The following is an 18,061-nucleotide window of genomic DNA, read 5'->3' as shown; positions in this document are numbered from 1 at the left end:
TGACAGGAGGATACTAAGATCAAAACAAACGCTAATCAATGAAAAATTATCGTTTTTCGATAATTTTTTATTGATTAGCATTTAACAAAGAAGCTATTCGCTATTTTATTTTCAGAGTATATTTTCCAACAACCCACTAAATCGTGACGCTATCCACTGATGCGAAGCGGATGTAAATGTACGTTGATGCTGCAACAAATAGAGATCTACGTGATATTGTTTACTGTCTACGAAATCGTAAATGTCCACAAACCGACTATCGAAATCAGGTAGTGAACTCAACGCGTTCATACCAAAAATCACCGCATCTGAGCGAGATGCAATCTCCATTAACACATGAGTTTGAGTACTTCTAAGTTTTGGTCGTTTATTGCTTTCAAGCTCTAACAATATTTGCTGAAGAGGGGTGTTAAATGCTTGTTTGTGGTCTTCTTCTACATTCATCGCGAGCACCGGGTATCGCATGATTTCATCTAACGTAGCGTTTATTCCTACTAGAGGATGGTCTCTCCGAACAAACAGTTTGGGGTAAATGGTTCCTAACTTTGTCGCTTGGTATTTTTGATCTAGCGAACTCGAATAATGAATAGCAAAATCTAACTTCCCTTTATCGAGCAAATCATAAGGATTACTTTTCGCTGCCATTTCTATCAAGTTCACATCTGGAGCTTCATCAAATAGCTCTAAAGCCAAATTAGGAAGAATGGTACTGCCCAGAAAAGTAGGCAGGGAGATCGAAAACGTATCATTGCATTCTCGGGGATCAAATTGATTACGCTGAAATAACGCACTCAACTGCGGAAGAATGTGTTGCAGTTCTTTGCCTAACTCTAAGGATTTAGCTGTCGGTGTCAGCCCTGTCGATGTTCGAATGAAGAGAGGATCATCGAACGTTTCTCTCAAACGTTTTAAGCTCCGACTCATGGCTGACTGCGAAACAAACAACGCCTTAGCAGCATTGGTGACATTACGTTCTTTAAGCAACGTATCAAAAGCCACCAGTAGATTTAAGTCGACTCGATTCAACTGATATGAAATATCTTTTTGCATAAGCCCTCTAGCTAGATTGAACAATGACAGTGCTAAACGTTGAATAACCTTAACATGAAAAGATGCACCCATTTATAGGGTGCATTCAAACTTACTATGCCTTCTATTTTATCTTAACAAAATCACTTGGCTTCCATGAATTATCAAACCACTTTTCTGTCGGTGAATACATGCGGAAGATGATATTAAAACCCTTACCTTCCGTCGTTTGAACCCAGTTATTTTCCATTCCTTTGGGTGCATTGGGAGCAAAGTGTATGGTTATAGAACCATCGACATTTTTCTGAATACTGTCACTCAAACCATCAATACCCGCAGACTTTTGATCCGTTTCTAACATAGAACGCGTCTGGTTATCGTAGATCATAAATGACCAAAACTTCTCTACAGGTGCATTTGGCGGCAGTGTCACCGTGTAATGTTGACTACCATCCAGTACTTCCTTGTTTGCATCACGTGTCGCCAATAAGTAATCCGACCCTTTGCCTACAGTTTTTGTCACCATATCAGGGGTAATCCCCGTCGCCATGAAGTGGAAAGTTGCTCGCATATCCGAGTCAATCACGCCATTCGCATCTTTAAATTCATGGCCTGAGACTAGCGGAGTAAACCATTGTCTATCATCGTAGCGGAACATTTCTTCTTTAGGATGGAAGTAGGTTGAACGTGCTTCAGCCGTTGCTATTTTTGCCGCTTCCGACAGTATTTTCTGCATGCGTTTATTAGGAGCAAACTCCTGGCCTTTTTCTATCCCAATATCTTTGGCTAGCGACAACCATTCAGCATCAAAAATAGCAGTAGGTTCGTACTGAATTAGAGCATTTACCTCATCGTAAAACGTCGCGTCCATAGCGTGAATGGTGTTGTAGTCAACACCTGAAATGTTCATGAACTCTGTCTTATCTTCTTCTCCATACGGGTAAAGCTTGGTGGTCGCTTTTAGTGTTTCAATGCTTTCTTGCATCTCTTCTGGAGAGCTCACAAGGCGCAGTAACAACCAATGTTGATAACCTTCACTAACAATCTCAATGTATCCCTCTGGCACTTCTCCTTTCCACGAAGAATGGCGAACGAAGTACTTACCTGATTTAGCGACGTTGTCTGGGTGAGTCACGCCAATTCTGTCTACATATTTGAACGCAGCATTGTCGAGTAAGCCAAGCACTGGAGTGGGAATATCCAGAATGACTGGGCCATTTCTTACATCAATCTCTGATGTGATATACGGTGTGGTCGTGTTCGCTGTTAACCAAAGGCTATTCGCGTCTAGATTATCTTCAGAAATTGCGATGGTTTGATTAGGTTTCATGCCGATGCTTTCATGTCCCAACAATAGTCCTTGTATTGAAGCAACGGGGATGCCAGATAGAAAAACACGAACGGCGTTGGATACTTGAACGAAATTTTGAACCTTGGTGTGTGTTTCGGCTGTCGGTGCGCCATCGGTATAATTCAGTTCACCTAGATAGGTAGACTCAACCTTATTTGGCGTGATGATGCTCTCTGGCACTTGTGCGCTGAATTTAGGCTCAGCTAGCGCCACAGATGAACAACCTAAAGTAATCAGCAACGTAGCAATAATCGATTTTTTCATAATAATTTCTCTTGTTAAATTTGATTCACATAGCCTAGGCCGCACCAATTGATATTCTTCGCTTAGGTGTCACGCTCTAGGCTATTTATTTCCAGAAACGGGTTAGCGTTTATTGCTGGTTAGCCACTGATTTTTTCCATGTCTTCTAGCATCCAGTTTTTAAAGAACGTCTTCGATGTTGGACGGTAAAGTCGGAACAATAAGAAGTAATCTTCACCACCGGTAGGAACCCAGTTTTCCTCTTGTCCTTTTGGCGCTTCCGGGCCGAAGTACAAATCATAAGAACCATCTGGATTCTTTTTCATCGTGTCTGCATTTCTAGACGATAGTCCTACTCGGTCGACTCCTTTAACAAAGTTTTTGGTTTCCATGTTGTAAACAATGGCTGACCAAAAATCCTCAACAGGCGTGTCGGCTGGCACATTAAGCTTGTATGTCGCTTTGCCATCTAGCATCTCACCTTTTGAATCACGTAAGCCCGTTAAATAAAAGGTTGAACCGCCCAATTGCTTCGGCAAGTAAGTGACGTAGAAGTAAGATGCTGCACGCTTATCGACTAACACCTCATTTTCATCCACAAAGGGGAAACCAAGCTGAGCTTGAGGGCCAAAATTCCAGAAGGACCATTGCGACAAAGGCTCGCCATTTTCATCTTTCCATAACGCACTCACCGTCTGATCAGGTTCTACAAATTTCGACTGCATGTGCGCATAAGCCATCAAGACACCTTCACGTATCGCTTTTTTCTGCTCATCTGTTGGGTCGAATTTTTTACCTTTTTCGATACCGAGATCTTTTAGTAATGACGCCATCGCCTTGTCTTGAGCTCTGACCGGGTTCTCTTGGATAACGTCATTGATGTCTTGAAAAAACGTCTCGTTGTAATACGGGAGGCTGTCATACGCGACTTCCGTTGCATCTAAGTAGTCTGTTTTGGGTGGGTTTTCAGCATCAACAAGATTGTAGATTTTGATTTTCTTCGCATAGTTACCCGCATCTAAATCTGTCGCACCATTCGTTAACGATGGTCTGAATGAAAAACCATACAGATAAGTGTCGGTTTCAAATACCAGATAACCTTGCCTTTCTAGCGCTAGCTTCGAACCAAACTCGTTGTTGTAACCTGGCGGTAAGAAGAGATATTTGCCTCCTTCACCTTCATCAGCACCTTTGTAGCCAACATCCGTGATCGGTACTTCCCATTGGTTCACAACCGAGCCAAAGTAATTCACTTTGTCAGTCGCGGCAGGCACTTCAATAACGACTGGGCCATTTTTAGAGGTTGTGGTTGCCCACGCATAAGCTGTGGTGTCATTGGCAGTGAGGAGGAACCCCTTTTCTGATCCGAAAGGTTCGTTCACGTAAATCACGTCATTGTAGTCGCCATTCAAATCACGGCGGGTCGCTTTTAAAAAATCTATTTGAGTAACCGCTGGCATGTAATGAATCGCCGTTTGAGTGGCACGTTGCACCATCATTTTGTATTCAAGGTTTTCAATCTGCGATGCGCGAACAAGGATGTCGTCGGTATCATCAAACGATTGAGAATAGACAGGCATTGTGCTGATAGTGAGTAGCGAAGCTAATAGAAGTTTTTTCATGTTGAGCATATCTCTTCGTAAAGGTGAAACATTCAATTGTTTAAAAAACATCCTTTGTTTGAACCGAGTATACGAACGCGACCAAAATTCATCCAATGACTTATAGTCATTACTAATTATTCGAATTATGGATAATGCTAGATGAGATTCGATTAACTCAATACGACTCAATGACCTTTAAGCTTCCCCTTTAAACCGTTTTAATTTGATCGATTGTGATCGCCGAATCACAATGTGCAGACCTGATTGTTTATATTCAACTAAATTCAAATCATTAAGATAAACATCATGTTACGAGCAACGATCGCATTACTCAGCGTGGCCAGTTTCGCTGTATCTGCCAATGTCACCCTTCCTTCCGGAGAAGACTGGATTAATCATGCTTCTGAAGGGCTCGCACCTTACTGGCTAATGCCTAGCGCTCAGGGAGAACCGATAGGCAATTTCCCGACGTTTCGTTGTGATGACGGTACCTTGCTTGATGTTTCTGATGTGTGTCCTGAATTAGACAGAGGCTGGATCACTCCCCACTTCGGCAAAGAGTTTACGCGCATGAAATCACGTCAAACTTATGCCTATGGCGTGCTCTACCATCTTACCGGAGACAAGCAGGCTTTAGCGCTTGCCAAACAAGGCGCCTACTACCTCATTGATCAACTAGAAGATAAGCAAAATGGTGGCTTTATTGGCTACACAAAAGAGGGCAAAGCAGGTCAGAATTGGCAGCAACGTACCTCTCAAGATCAAGCGTATGCGTTGGTTGGACTCGCGATGTATTACTACCTAACCCAAGACAAAAAGGTAGAAGAAGCACTCATCGCCCAACAAGCTTTTATCTTTGATAAGTATCGACTTAGCGACAACAGTGGTCTTGCTTGGGTACTTGCCGACGGTGAAGATGGAAAAGCCACACGACGTGAATTGGTCGCGCAACTTGATCAAATTAACGGTTACATGCTGTTAGTCGCCCCTTTGCTGAAAGAGCCCACCAAATCAAAATGGCTTGATGACCTAAATTGGCTAACACAAGCTATGATCGACCACTATCACTCTGAAGATGAACAACGCTTCTACGGGGCTATTCACGATAAAGCAGCCATGATGCCCAATGCCAATCACAACGATTTTGGACACACCATCAAAGCGTATTGGATGACCTATCTAACCGGTCATGCATTAAATAATTCCGATTTGTCGGAGTTTGGTTTAGACGGCATGAAACACACTCTGGATCAGGCGCAATATCAGAAAGACTTTGCCAATGTATCTAACTACTTTGGTGAGCGACTTCAGAAGATGTGGCAAGGGCAAGATATCACGGGCTGGCAAAGCAGACCGCACAGCCAGTGGGCGTCATCATGGGAATGGGCAGAGCTTGATCAAGCGGCTATGACGGTTTCGCTGGTCGATGGTTCAATGAAAGACGTCCTGCAATACACCCTACCGACCTTTCATGATGTATGGGTCGACCACAAATACGGTGGCGTTGGGCTTGATCCTAAGCGTACTAAAGCTTTCCATTGGGGCAATGGCTATCACCAATTTGAACATGCGCTGATTGGCTATTTATATGCTCAGCAAGTTAACGCTAAACTGGCTGTATTGCACTACGCAAGACCGATCAACAGCAATATGCCAATGGAACCGTATTACTATCAAGGGGATCTAGTTAAGTTGGAAAACACTGGAGATGGAACGCAGAAGGTCAGTTTCGATAACATTCGACCTTAGCGTTGATTGCTCGATCTAAATGAACTTTATGTGCGAGGAATGGGCAAAGTCAGAGAGTTAGCACAATAGTGATGTCGCAGACCAAACAAAAGCCACTGTTGATCAGCGGCTATTTTGATGGAGATAAACGGAGCTTAGTCGTCCAACCCTTTAATTGGGGTCATCGAGCGGTAAACAGTTTTTACATCACCGGTCATCGACAATGAACTCAAATCATCGATGAAGAAACGACTGGTCATTGTATGTTTACCGCCATTGATGAAGATTTCGATCACCGATTTATCGACATAAACTTCGATCATTTGCTTAGTGCTCAACCTCGGTGCTTTTCTCACAGAGCCAAACTCTTCCGCGTAAAGTTGAGACATCTTACTGCGATCAAGCATGAACTCCGTTTCTGTAGCACTGAACACGATGTTATCACCCGCAGCATTAACAAGCGTTAACTCAAACTCGTCCGTTTCCGTTTCAAGCTGAACCATGAAGCTGGTTGTATCCAGTTCAAGAACGCTCTCAACCGCAACAGCTTCGCCTTGCAACGCGTTCAATTCAGGTAAAGTCGATTGCACCAGATAGCCATCTTGGATGTTAAGCTCGCGTGGTAATGACAACATACCCGCCCATTGGTGCGCTACAGATGGAGCGTCGATATCAGGAAGGCCTACCCAAGCAATCAAGATCCGGCGACCGGAATCGTCTAAGTAAGTCTGAGGTGCGTAAAAATCAAATCCGTAATCAGGCTGCGCGATATCTTGATGGTTTTCAAATTCCATCGAATCTAAATTCAAACAATCACCAACAATGTAAGCCACTGAGTAAATGTTTTTAAAATCGTACGGATTATCGCTAGAGACACCTTGTGGAGAAAACAACATCACTGACTGGTTATCTATCTCGAAAAAGTCAGGGCATTCCCACATATAGCCAAGATTGTTGTAACGAGTTTGAATAGAACCTTTATGCTGCCAGTTCATGAGATCACGACTTCTGTACAGCGCCATTGAACCACGTTTTTCTTGGGTCTGAGCCCCAACAACCATCAAGTAATCGTCACCGTCCTTCCACACTTTTGGATCTCGGAAATGTTCTGTGTAGTGTTCATTTTCGATAACCACACCATGCTTTTCTATTTGCCCTTTGACGGACATCTTTGCAACACACTGAGTTGAGGACCTTTCCCAGTTTTCATCACGATGATTTCCCGTGAAGAATAAAATAGCTTCGTCGTTTTCAACGAGAGCTCCACCAGAATAAACCCCATGAGAATCGTAGTCTTGATCTGGATGCAGTCCAATGCCATGGTCTTCGAAGTGAACAAAATCTTTTGTAGACAGGTGATACCAATACTTCATGCCATGAACAGGGCCAACCGGCGTCCATTGGTAAAAAATATGATGCTCGCCGTTGAAGTAACACAAACCATTCGGGTCATTCAGCAAGCCAAATTGGGGAGCAATATGGTAACTAGGGTATCCAGAATCTTGCTTACGCTGTTTTACCATCGCATCCATACTGTCTTGAGAAATCTGCTCTACGCGACAGTACCTTTGCTCTACTGTCCAGTTCGAATTCAAACTCATACACTCTCCTCTACGGCATTCGTATTTGAAGAGTCTTTTTGAATAAACTGAGTGAGGGCCTCTTGCGTTGGAAGTGCGGTCATCGCGCCTTTTTGCGTGATTGCCAATGCACCGCAACCATTCGCCCACTGAATTGCAGAATCAACGACTTGTTGATTATTCCACTCTTCATGTTGAGAAAGCTTTGCAAGCAAACCACCAACAAAAGCATCGCCTGCACCCGTGGTATCCACTGGCGTCACTGAGCGACCTGAAATCAACTCACCTTGATTTTCAAATACTCGCCAAACGCCTTTCGCGCCCTGCGTAACCAAAACAAGCGTGTTGTTAAGATCTGCAATGTTAGCTAAACCTTGTTCCATCGAAGTTGAATCGGTTAAGAAATCCAGCTCGTCTTCTGAGAATTTAACCACATCAGCCAGCTCAACGGCTTTCATGACAACAGATTTTATTTCAGATGGGTTTTGCCACACTTCATCGCGAAGGTTTGGATCGAAGCTGATGTAACCGCCCGCGGCTTTCATGCGTCGGATTGCTTCAAAAGTGCTGCTACGGCTTGGTTCATTAGCCAAAGAGATTGAGCAGACGTGTAACCACTCGTTTGTCTTAAATACGGGAATGTCTTCAACAGACATAAACTGGTCGGCACTTGGTTTAACCATAAACGTAAAGCTGCGCTCACCTTGGCCATCAAGATCAACCACCACAGTGGATGTACGTTGTTCAGGGTCCTTAACCAAGTATTCAGTATTCACACCTTCTTTTTTCAGGGTCTCTTTCATAAAAGCGCCAAACGGGTCGTTACCCACTCGGCCGAAAAATGCGCTTTTGCCTAAAAGGCGAGAAATCGCTACCGCGACATTGGCTGGAGCACCGCCTGGACATTTCAGTAATGTCGCGTCAGTCTCCGGAATGAGGTCGACAACAGCGTCTCCAGTTACCCAAACTTGATTCATCTTTCTTACCTTAAAACTGAAAATCATGACAACCGAAAGCGATGGCAATCGAAAGCAGTAGCAACCAAAAGCAAAGTGACACTTCACGCTGTCATGTGAAAATATAAAAAGGCTAGCTAAGCCAAATCACCTAGCTAGCACCCCAAAGCTTAGGAAATGAAGTGAAAGGGGGGCTTCACTTCTAGGGATAAACGTTAAGCTGTTGCTTTAATATTTTGCTTGCTGCGCTCACGCAAACCTAAAGCAACAGTCAGTGCAAAGGCAGTTACGAACGCGATGATCATCCCCACCACGTAATAACCAATTTTTTCCGGAGATATTGAAATGACACCTGGAATACCCGCCGCACCAAGCGCTTGTGCTTTCACATTAAACATAGTGATAAACGCACTTGAAACCGCTGCGCCACAAACCGCAGCAATAAATGGGTAACGAAGTTTTAAGTTCACACCAAACATTGCAGGCTCAGTGATACCAAGCAGGCCTGTTACACCGGAAGGAATCGCAATACTCTTCATTTTTGTATCACGAGTCATGAAACCAACTGCCAGTGCTGCTGCACCTTGTGAGACGTTAGACATCGCCGCGATAGGGAAGATGAATGTACCGCCAGTCGTTGCGATATCTGCAAGCAACTGAGTTTCGATAGCGATAAAGCTATGGTGCATACCTGTGATAACAAAAGGTGCATAAATCAAACCAAGCGCCGCACCACCGACAAAGCCAGCACTGTTGTACAACCAATTCAGTCCATCGCCAAGTAGGAAGCCGATATCACGTGTAAATGGCCCTACAACCGTGAATGTTAGCAACCCCGTCACAAAAATGGCCAACATAGGTGTTAACAGGTTATCTAAAACAGAAGGAATAACTTTACGTAAACCGAGTTCTACTTTCGCTAGAATAAACGCAGATACTAAAACCGGAAGTACGGAGCCTTGATAACCAACCTTCTCAATCTCAAAACCTAGAATGTTCCAAACAGGAATGTTGCCCGACACTGATGCGCCACCGAAGCCCCAACCGTTTAGAAGATCTGGGTGAACCATCAACATACCTAAGGCTGCACCTAAATATGGATTGCCACCAAACTTCTTACTCGCTGAAAATGCTAATAAAATAGGTAAGTAGACAAAAGGAGCATTAGCAAATGTGTTGATCATATTGGCTAAGTCGGTTAAAGCCGGATTGACGTCGATTAAAGATTTGCCGTCAATAAACAAGCCTTGAGCAGTTAATAGATTGTAGATACCCATCAACAAACCACCAGCAACAATAGCCGGAATAATTGGCACAAAAATATCAGACAAGCCTTTCACGGCTTGTTGAATGATATTTTGGTTATCAGCTCCAGCAGACGCCACCTCTTTGGTAGACATCTCCGTCATCTCTGTCAACTTAGATAATTCAGCATAAACTTGATTTACAATCCCGGAGCCGAAGATAATTTGATATTGGCCCGCAACCTTAAATTGGCCTTTAACTCCATCGAGGTCGTCTATCGCCTTTTCATCAATCTTGTCTTGGTCTGCGACAGCAAGGCGCAAACGAGTCGCACAATGTGCGAGTGCAGTGATATTACTTTTACCACCTAATAGAGTGAGCAGCTCTTTTGCTACTTTTGGATAATTCATTACATACCCCATTGGATTATCATTTGAGCCTTTGAATTTTCGGGAACGTTTGCAAAACAAATTTTTACCTAGAAATAACAAATGATCAAAGATAATTGCTCAATACTGTGAGAATGATCTTCAAATTATCTCCCTAGGATAAGAAGACAGAGTTAAAATCTCCTAATAACAGGTAAATTTGATGCTCTGTTTGCAAACAATCCCAAAACTAAAATTACAATTGGATAATGAATAATGGCTAGTCTTCATGATGTCGCTCGTCTCGCTGGAGTTTCCAAGTCGACGGTCTCAAGAGTAATCAACGATGAGTATGGCGTAAAAGACGCGACCAAGGTGAAGGTGCGTAAAGCGGTTGAAGAGTGTGGCTATCTCCCAAACCAAGTCGCTAAAGACTTAAAATCTCAGAAAACTAACCTGGTTGGCGTGATTGTTCCTAGGGTTTCTTCCCACGCCACCTCTCAAGGTGTCGATGGTTTAACCGCAATATTAGAACAAGCGGGCAAGCATGTTTTATTAGCGAGCACGCACCAAACACACCACAAAGAACTTGAATATATTCAGATATTTAACCAAAAACGCGTTGAAGGTATCATCTTGTACGCGACCCACCTCGACAACAAATTAGTTAAAGCCATTCAAAGCTCAGCAGTGCCGGTGGTATTAGTTGGTCAAGACGGTTCAATGTTTAACATCCCAAGTATTGTGCACGACGACACTCGCGTAGGATTTGAAGCGGGCAACCGCCTCATAGCGAAAGGTTGTAAGCATATGGGGTTCATCGGCGTGCAAGGCGATGATATTGCGGTTGATAAGATGAGATCCGAAGGCTTCGCTCAATCGCTTCAATTTAACGACCTCACACTGCAATTTCACGCCCGTGGCGACTTCACCATAGAGTCAGGTTACCAACTGGCTAAACAGTCTCTAAAAGAGCACACCAAGCTCGATGGCCTGTTCTGCGCAACTGACCGTATAGCAATCGGTGCGATCAGAGCCATTCAGGAAGCAGGCCTCGTTCCAGGAAAGGATGTCTTGGTGCTTGGTGTGGGTGATGATGAGCTCGCTTCAGTATGCACACCAACGCTGTCTACGTTTAACTATGCGTTTGATAAGGCTGGAGAAAATGGAGCCAAGCTGCTGCTTGACCGTATTGAGAAAAAAGGCTTTGAAATGAGCAAGATGGTGTTGACCTTCAAGACTATTGACCGAGAGTCTTGCTAGCGATTTATTTCAGAGATCAAGTTATCCTAAGATAAAAAAATGCCAACCTTCGAGTTGAAACGATAAGGTTGGCATTTGATGATGCGAGTATCACATCATAATTAACACTCTCTATCTAAACGATATATCAGGCAATTAGAACCAAGTTTCCATCTGCAGCGCAAACAGAACCTCGCCACCCTCTCCCATCGTTGCAGCATCTGCTTCAGTGCTGATAGAGTAACCATTCAGGTCTTCACTCCAATCCACATAGCTCACAGCGAAACGCAATTCTGGTCGGTCAAAAAAGCCGGTACTGGTTGAAAGCTTTAACGTTGGTGCCACTGTCGCTTTGTAGAAACCGCCGCTCGCTTGCTCTGTCGAGTTGTCTAAATCCATGTACTGCAATGAACCTTCATAAACCATCTCAAAGTTCTCTGTGAACTCTTGAGCTAATCGAACGTTTAAAGAAGCCCATGTGAACTCGTCATTCTTCTTCAGACGGTCTTGGCTATGCTCTGCCATTAATGCAGGTGCTAAGCGCCAGTTGTCGCCAATGCGAGTAACACCGTAGCTAAACAGGCGAACGGCTTTTGCATCATCAAGTAAATCACCATTTGAGCCGATACCTTTTAGCTCCGCACCTAAACCGTTACCAATTAACATACCGGTCTTAGAGAAGCCTTCGCTCAAACCAAAGAAGTTATCTCCATGGTACGCAAACATTGCGTGTACACCGCTTTCAGCTGCGCCATTTAAGCGGCTATCGTTGTCTGCTGAGGTCATGCCACTCAACATCACTTGCCATTGGCCAATACGGTTATTCATGGTTGCAATATAGTTTTCTACATCTGTTGATGAGCTATCAATCTCACCAAAATCTCGGCCATAAATAGAGAAATTCGCTTTCCAGTTGTCGCTCATCTGAACATCGTAAACGCCCGCACCAGTACCTGATAAGAAGACAATATCCGAATCGAAAAAGTGAATATCAAAGTTGTCGCGATCGAATCGTTTACCCGCCCAAAACGTTGCTTCAGAAAATGCTTCGGATTCAGAGAACATGCTCAGGCGATTCAGTTCTGAATACACTTGTCGTACATTCAACTGGCTTTCACTGGCTGTCCATTCGTTATTTGTCTCAGTACTATCGGCTAACATGATACGAAACAAGGCACTAGAGCCATCATCCGCAAAGCGCTTATGAATCAAGTTCGCTTCAACATAATGATCATCTTCCACACCAAGTCGTCCAACTGGTGCACCAATCGCACCCGCCGCTGTCATGTAAGGACCAGTACCTGTCGCGCCGTTTAGGTCGTCATTGATCAACAATCCAGAGCGTGCGTAGCCGTGAAACTCAAACGAAGAAGCCTTTTCATTTGCCTCAGTAGAGACCAGCTCTGTTTGTGCAACTCTTTGTTCTAATTCATTAATGCGCTGTTCTAATGCTGCAACATCTTCACTTGCTAATACTGACGTTGTCATTAGCCCCATCATTACAGCAACCGTTAAAGTGTGTAGTTTCATTCTTATTTTCTCACGTTAATTATTTAGGATTATCTGCAAACGTTCCCAAATAAATTCGTAAGTACAGTTTTGCTTATAATTTTGATGTATAAGCGTTATATCAAAGAGAAATAGAAGTTAGTCGTGTTGATTACTTCACTTTTGTATCTGGGTGGATGATAGATCGACTCTTTCGGGAACGTTACCGAAAATGCATAATTCTGATAACTTTGTCACAAGTGAAATTGATTAATGGGCGAAAAATAGTGTATCGCGCACATTGACAGCTTTAGCAAGGTAGTCGATAAGCTTGAGTGAATAGCGCACAAAGCGTGACTCGCCACTCAATAACAGCCCACCTTAACTGATGGATAGCTCCATTATCGAAAGTAAAGACGGTTTTGTTCAATCTCATAAATGACGATTGAATGATAAAAGTGGGAGTTAGAAATGAATCCACATGGTTATGAAAGCGCCCAATAAAAAAGCCAAGTTGAACTTAAGTAATCAACTTAGCTTTAAATGGCTCAATGAGTACTTTCTAGAGCGTTGAAACGCTACAAAAGTAGAGATTATTTAATTGGATAATGTCGCTCTAAGAACGCAATCACATGCGGTACATACTTATCAGTATCAAAAATTGGATCACTATGGCCAACACCTTCCTCGATAAATAGCTGATTCTCAATGCCGTATTTATCCAAAACATCTTTGAAGATCTGGCTTTGTGCTAAAGGCACTCGCTTTATCCAGTATTCCATGGGACTGAATGTAAGGCGGAGCATCACTGTTTATATAGCTGGTCGTTGAAGCTTGTGCCGCGATCTCTGGCACTTCAATTGGAATATCAATATTTGGAGTGAAAGTATGAATTCAACAGTCAGCCATCAAGATCTAAAGCTCAGCTGAAGAGGGCTTAAGGTCGATGAAATATTGAATGCGTTACTTTTTTTTATTCTGCTCAACCAGCTTTTCATTCCACGCTACGTTGCCGTCTCGCTTGCTAACATCATACTCAGAACAAAACTGCGATATGGTCATGTTGTTGTCGCCTGTTGCTAATTTTAACGCTAACTGCACTTGCTGAAGCTTGCTTTGAAGGCGAAGGTTTTGACCTGCCTTTGGGCTTTTTTCTTTGGCGAACTTTAAAGCAGCATGTTTACGCTCGGCAGCACCCGCTCGACGATCGGCTTCTGATAATAGATATTTTAGCTGCGCGACACTTTTCCCTTTTTTGAAAGCAGGCTCAAGCAGTTCGACACACTCATCAAATGATGGATTTATAACATACGGATCAATTTTATGCGCTTGTTGGCGCATCCACTCTAACGCGAGCTTTTCATCTGACATTTTGCAATCTTTACCAATAAAACAGCCGTACATGGTATCGCTCAATAGCAAACCGCTGCAATAAAAAGTTGAGCAAGTTTTGCCTTTTTCACGAGTACTTGTCGTCAGGTATCAATTACAACAAATCGGACAGTCGCCCCTGCCCCGCAACAAAGAGCCAAACTTGGCGCTATTGATACCTCTTTCGGCCTTTTTAACGCATTACAAACAGCTCTTCGTGATAGTTCTGGTCAACGTTGAACTTGTACGTACCCAATTCTTTTTTAAGCGATGTTGAGAACAGCTCTGGCCCGCAAAAATACAGTTCATAATCGTTTAAATCACCACACTGGTGAGCGATACGTTCAGCGTTTAATCGAGGTGAATGTAAAGTATCTATCACGTTCAACTTCACTCCGACTTTATGTGCAAGGTGCCATAACTCATCCACCAAATGCTCATCGACACCACGAGTACAATAGAACAGCTCGATGTGAGAGTGAGTCTTCTCTGTTTTGAGCGCTTCAAGAGTTGCAAAAAACGACGCTATCCCGACACCACCCGCAATCCAAATTTGTGGCTTACTTAAATCAAACTCAAGTCGACCATAAGGCCCTTCCACCGTAACCGCGTCGCCCGCATTTACTCGTTCATAAAGACCATTAGTAAAGTCACCCAACTCTTTAATCAAGAAGCGCAGTTCTGAATTTTTGCTGCCCGAAACAATGGTAAACGGGTGCGGATCTTCATTGCCGAAGCGTAAGTACGCAAACTGCCCTGCTTTATGGCCTCGCCAAGATGTATTGGGCTTTAGCACCAACTCCATCACTTCAGCTTGTGGAAAATATCGAGTGGAGGAAACAGCAGCAGAGTGACGATTACGACGCCCTACAAAACCCAACAAACTGTAAATCGCCGCGATAGACCCAACCAAAGCAAACGCCACCGTTAGGTAATAAATAGGCTGACCCCAATAGGCATGTTTGAGCAGTAATACCGAGTGAAACGCGATCAAAAGATACGCAACAGACATCAAGCGATGTGACAATTTAAACGGTTTGTATTTCACTGCCGCCCACAACGACGCCACCAGTAAAACAAGCAGTAGATAGAAACCCCATTCTCCAATGTTTTCAGCAAAACCGTGTAGTCCATTGACCCACGCTTCCCAACCAGACAAAGCTCTTGCAGGGCCAGAACCGTCATGACGAACAGGCTTCGCCAACACTCCAGACATCACTAGCCACTTAGGGATCTGGTACCACAACCAGTGTGTCACACCCAGAGCTACACCACCGATACCCAACCATTTGTGGACGCGATACGCTTTATCCATGCCGTTGAGCCAATTCTCAACCATAGGCAAACGCATCGCCAAGATCATGGTGATGGACATTAACATCAGAGACAAAATACCCGAGTACTGAATCATGGCGGATCGCCATTCAAATAAATTGTTTGAAGCGAAGAGTTGCGGTTCCATCGCAAACCAAAAGGCTGACATTGTGGCAATCATTGCCCAGATGATATTGCAGACTGTTTTCATGTTTTCGCGCTCTCAAAGACTATAACTTTACTTTAGTTTCTTGAATGTAAAGGGGCGTCAAAGTGCGTAAATCTATGCAAATAGTTTGCACCACATAAAAAATCACACTTTAAAGAAGCACCTGTTTCGCAAAAATACCGACGAAACCAGTGCCACATAGCTATTCAGGGCAAACCCGTTGATCGATAGAAAGTGATACTGCGTACATATTGATCCGTTAGTAAGCAAGTTTGTGATAAACAAAAATGAGAAGAAGAGAAGATATGAAGGACATCAGCCTTTCGAAACATGATCTGCAAACAATGGATCAGAGGCATCGTACTCGATTGATTAACTCTCTGTCAGGGTTCAAAAGCGCCAACCTTATTGGTACCTGTGACAAACAGGGGTTCGATAACCTTGCTGTTATCAGCTCGGTAGTTCATTTAGGATCGAACCCACCACTGTTTGGTTTTATCGTTCGCCCCTGCGAAAGTCGACGCCACACGCTAGAGAATATTCTAGAAACTAAGCACTTCACGATTAATAGTATTGGTGCCGATTTTGTTAGAAAGGCGCATCAAACATCGGCTCGCTACCCTAAACCAATCTCAGAATTCAACGCGGTCGGTCTCACACCTTATTACGACAATGTGTTCCCTGCTCCGTTTGTCTTAGAAAGCCCTTTAAAAATAGGTTTGGCCTTCAAAGAACAAATCACAATAGAAAGTAATCAAACTCAAATGTTGATTGGTGAAGTTATTACGATTCACGCGCCAAAACGCGCCATGATGCCGGATGGTTACCTTGATTTAGAAGCGTTGGACTTGGTCACGATTTCAGGACTGGATAGCTACCATGTCACGCAAAGGCTTCACCGATTGAGTTACGCCAAGCCAGACAAGCCTCTGTTTCCGCTGACTCGTGAAGGTAACCCAACTTCATGGGAAGCTTTTGAGCTCAATCTAACTCATTTTGTTCGGTAATTGTCCGTCAAAAGTGCTAACTTTCTTTGACTCCAAGAGAGGCAGCTCAAAAAAGGATTCATAAGGACGCAGCTAAACGGTATGCATCCTTCAAGAGCATCTCATTCAATCTTAATTCTGTTCCCAAGGTCCCCCTTTGAAGTTAACTCACTTTAAATACAAAACACGCAAAGGCCCAGACTACCGACATGGCGATCAGGTGTCTTTCATGGACATCAAACAGACCTTCGGTATGGGGAGCATTCGCGTGGGCGCTTGGGTTTCTAAAGAAGAGAAAGAGCTCGCTGCGAACCTGATATTCGACTCGCTGGCAGACTTGGCTTACATCTTGGCTCTACCTCCAGAAGCGATTGGCCTGCGCGGCACGTTAGGCTTAGCCTTTGGCAGTGGTGGTAGGAAAGGTGTGCAAGCACACTACGCACCGAACCAACGAGAGCTAGCCCTCGCCAAGAACGCTGGCGCCGGTGCATTAGCCCACGAGTTTTGGCATGCGTTTGACCATTACATTGCCGAAAAGGCGTTTGAGATTGGTGATATGTCCGGCCCTCGAAAACAAATCTTGTTCGCCAGTGATTGTTGGCTACACGATAGAAAGGTGCGACCTCATCCATTAAACGAGAGTTTGATGTCTCTGTTCGATGCCACATTGCTCAGCGACAATAATCTGGATAAACACGACTACGTGGCTCGAAGTGTTATTGCCGACAAGGCAACGTCTGCCCGTTATTTCTCATTACCTACGGAGATGATGGCACGTGCCTTTGAAGCTACGATTGAATCCTGCTCTGATATCGAGAATTCTTACTTAGTCGATGGCACGACCAAACCGGATATGTTCCCTCTCTATCCAGACCTCAAGCATCGCAAAGATATTTATCAAGCGCTTCAGGGATACTTCGCACCATTAGGTCGTTCTCTAAGTAAGTAACGTCTTAAGTCGTTTGCTTGAAGAGATGACCAAGCAGTGGAAAATGTTTATAGTCGAGACTCAAACTTCAACATCCATGATTTAGAGGCAGTAATGATCAGTTGGCCATCTTTGGTAAAACTCGACGGTGATGATGAGCTTATTTACGTCGCATCCGAACACGAATTTCAGGCAGAATGCTCAGACATGATATTGGGCGAAGATGATTACCTAATTGATTCAGAAGGTGACAGCTACTCGCTTCAATCAAACTCAAATCAACTGTCTCTAGCGAAACGAGCAGACCAGTATTCGGTTGAAAGCGTAACTAAACTGATTCGAAACCACGAGTTCCAGAAAGCCGAAGTGTGCCTGATGAAGATCCACTTCCTAACTATCGAAGAAGCGATTCAGTCTTTGGCTTTTGAGCCACGTTAATATTGCTTTAGATTCGAAACC

At 43.8% G+C, this 18,061-nt stretch carries 14 protein-coding genes and 1 pseudogene; 5 read left to right on the top strand and 10 right to left on the bottom strand.

The annotated features are described in order from the left end of the window. Nucleotides 1–111: 111 nt before the first annotated feature. From L3V33_RS07275 to L3V33_RS07265, 3 genes are all read right to left on the bottom strand, one after another. Nucleotides 112–1,050, bottom strand: a complete 939-nt coding sequence (locus tag L3V33_RS07275) for a LysR family transcriptional regulator (protein ID WP_081008959.1) — start codon at nt 1,048–1,050, stop codon at nt 112–114. 103 nt (nt 1,051–1,153) lie between these two features. Then, nucleotides 1,154–2,644: a DUF1254 domain-containing protein gene (locus L3V33_RS07270; RefSeq protein ID WP_054546224.1), complete on the bottom strand. Its 1,491-nt coding sequence runs from the start codon at nt 2,642–2,644 to the stop codon at nt 1,154–1,156. Nucleotides 2,645–2,763: 119 nt separating this feature from the next. Continuing rightward, nucleotides 2,764–4,245 (bottom strand): DUF1214 domain-containing protein, encoded by a 1,482-nt coding sequence (locus L3V33_RS07265; protein ID WP_237290101.1) that lies wholly within the window; start codon nt 4,243–4,245, stop codon nt 2,764–2,766. 288 nt (nt 4,246–4,533) lie between these two features. Between L3V33_RS07265 and L3V33_RS07260 the strand changes: the two genes are divergently transcribed. Continuing rightward, nucleotides 4,534–5,976 (top strand): N-acylglucosamine 2-epimerase, encoded by a 1,443-nt coding sequence (locus tag L3V33_RS07260; RefSeq protein WP_237290100.1) that lies wholly within the window; start codon nt 4,534–4,536, stop codon nt 5,974–5,976. Nucleotides 5,977–6,110: 134 nt separating this feature from the next. On the opposite strand, the gene L3V33_RS07255 is transcribed toward L3V33_RS07260, so the two are convergent. The 3 genes from L3V33_RS07255 to L3V33_RS07245 form a co-directional block, all read right to left on the bottom strand. Next, nucleotides 6,111–7,556 carry a sucrose-6-phosphate hydrolase gene (locus L3V33_RS07255; RefSeq protein ID WP_237290099.1) on the bottom strand — a complete coding sequence of 482 codons (1,446 nt, stop codon included), beginning with the start codon at nt 7,554–7,556 and terminating at the stop codon, nt 6,111–6,113. Further along, nucleotides 7,553–8,512 carry an aminoimidazole riboside kinase gene (locus L3V33_RS07250; RefSeq protein ID WP_237290098.1) on the bottom strand — a complete coding sequence of 320 codons (960 nt, stop codon included), beginning with the start codon at nt 8,510–8,512 and terminating at the stop codon, nt 7,553–7,555. The genes L3V33_RS07255 and L3V33_RS07250 overlap by 4 nt, the downstream gene beginning before the upstream one ends. 194 nt (nt 8,513–8,706) lie before the next feature. Then, nucleotides 8,707–10,146: a sucrose-specific PTS transporter subunit IIBC gene (locus tag L3V33_RS07245; RefSeq protein ID WP_237290097.1), complete on the bottom strand. Its 1,440-nt coding sequence runs from the start codon at nt 10,144–10,146 to the stop codon at nt 8,707–8,709. A 234-nt stretch (nt 10,147–10,380) separates the two neighbouring features. Here L3V33_RS07245 and L3V33_RS07240 point away from each other — a divergent pair, with 234 nt between their 5' ends. After that, nucleotides 10,381–11,367 carry a LacI family DNA-binding transcriptional regulator gene (locus L3V33_RS07240; protein WP_146455468.1) on the top strand — a complete coding sequence of 329 codons (987 nt, stop codon included), beginning with the start codon at nt 10,381–10,383 and terminating at the stop codon, nt 11,365–11,367. Nucleotides 11,368–11,502: 135 nt separating this feature from the next. Here L3V33_RS07240 and L3V33_RS07235 read toward each other — a convergent pair whose 3' ends face one another. From L3V33_RS07235 to L3V33_RS07220, 4 genes and pseudogenes are all read right to left on the bottom strand, one after another. Next, nucleotides 11,503–12,876: a carbohydrate porin gene (locus L3V33_RS07235; protein ID WP_237290096.1), complete on the bottom strand. Its 1,374-nt coding sequence runs from the start codon at nt 12,874–12,876 to the stop codon at nt 11,503–11,505. A 551-nt stretch (nt 12,877–13,427) separates the two neighbouring features. After that, nucleotides 13,428–13,704: pseudogene (locus tag L3V33_RS07230) on the bottom strand (prolyl oligopeptidase family serine peptidase); the annotation flags it as partial. Between the two features lie 93 nt (nt 13,705–13,797). After that, nucleotides 13,798–14,205, bottom strand: coding sequence for a hypothetical protein (locus L3V33_RS07225; protein ID WP_029223609.1), 408 nt, complete (start codon nt 14,203–14,205; stop codon nt 13,798–13,800). Nucleotides 14,206–14,398: 193 nt separating this feature from the next. After that, the gene (locus tag L3V33_RS07220; protein WP_237290095.1) at nt 14,399–15,730 is read right to left on the bottom strand and encodes a ferric reductase-like transmembrane domain-containing protein; all 1,332 of its coding nucleotides are present in this window, start codon (nt 15,728–15,730) and stop codon (nt 14,399–14,401) included. Between the two features lie 263 nt (nt 15,731–15,993). Between L3V33_RS07220 and L3V33_RS07215 the strand changes: the two genes are divergently transcribed. From L3V33_RS07215 to L3V33_RS07205, 3 genes are all read left to right on the top strand, one after another. Continuing rightward, nucleotides 15,994–16,695, top strand: coding sequence for a flavin reductase (locus L3V33_RS07215; protein WP_054546217.1), 702 nt, complete (start codon nt 15,994–15,996; stop codon nt 16,693–16,695). 136 nt (nt 16,696–16,831) lie between these two features. Next, nucleotides 16,832–17,623: a CLCA_X family protein gene (locus tag L3V33_RS07210; RefSeq protein ID WP_237290094.1), complete on the top strand. Its 792-nt coding sequence runs from the start codon at nt 16,832–16,834 to the stop codon at nt 17,621–17,623. 93 nt (nt 17,624–17,716) lie between these two features. Continuing rightward, nucleotides 17,717–18,040, top strand: coding sequence for a DUF4144 domain-containing protein (locus L3V33_RS07205; RefSeq protein WP_237290093.1), 324 nt, complete (start codon nt 17,717–17,719; stop codon nt 18,038–18,040). Nucleotides 18,041–18,061: the final 21 nt, after the last annotated feature.

Origin of the sequence: Vibrio sp. A2-1, assembly GCF_021728355.1 — a bacterium.
In the GTDB taxonomy this organism is placed as follows: Bacteria; Pseudomonadota; Gammaproteobacteria; order Enterobacterales; family Vibrionaceae; genus Vibrio; species Vibrio splendidus_K.
Note: the sequence above shows the minus strand (reverse complement) of the source record. Positions and strands in the feature narration are given on the sequence as shown.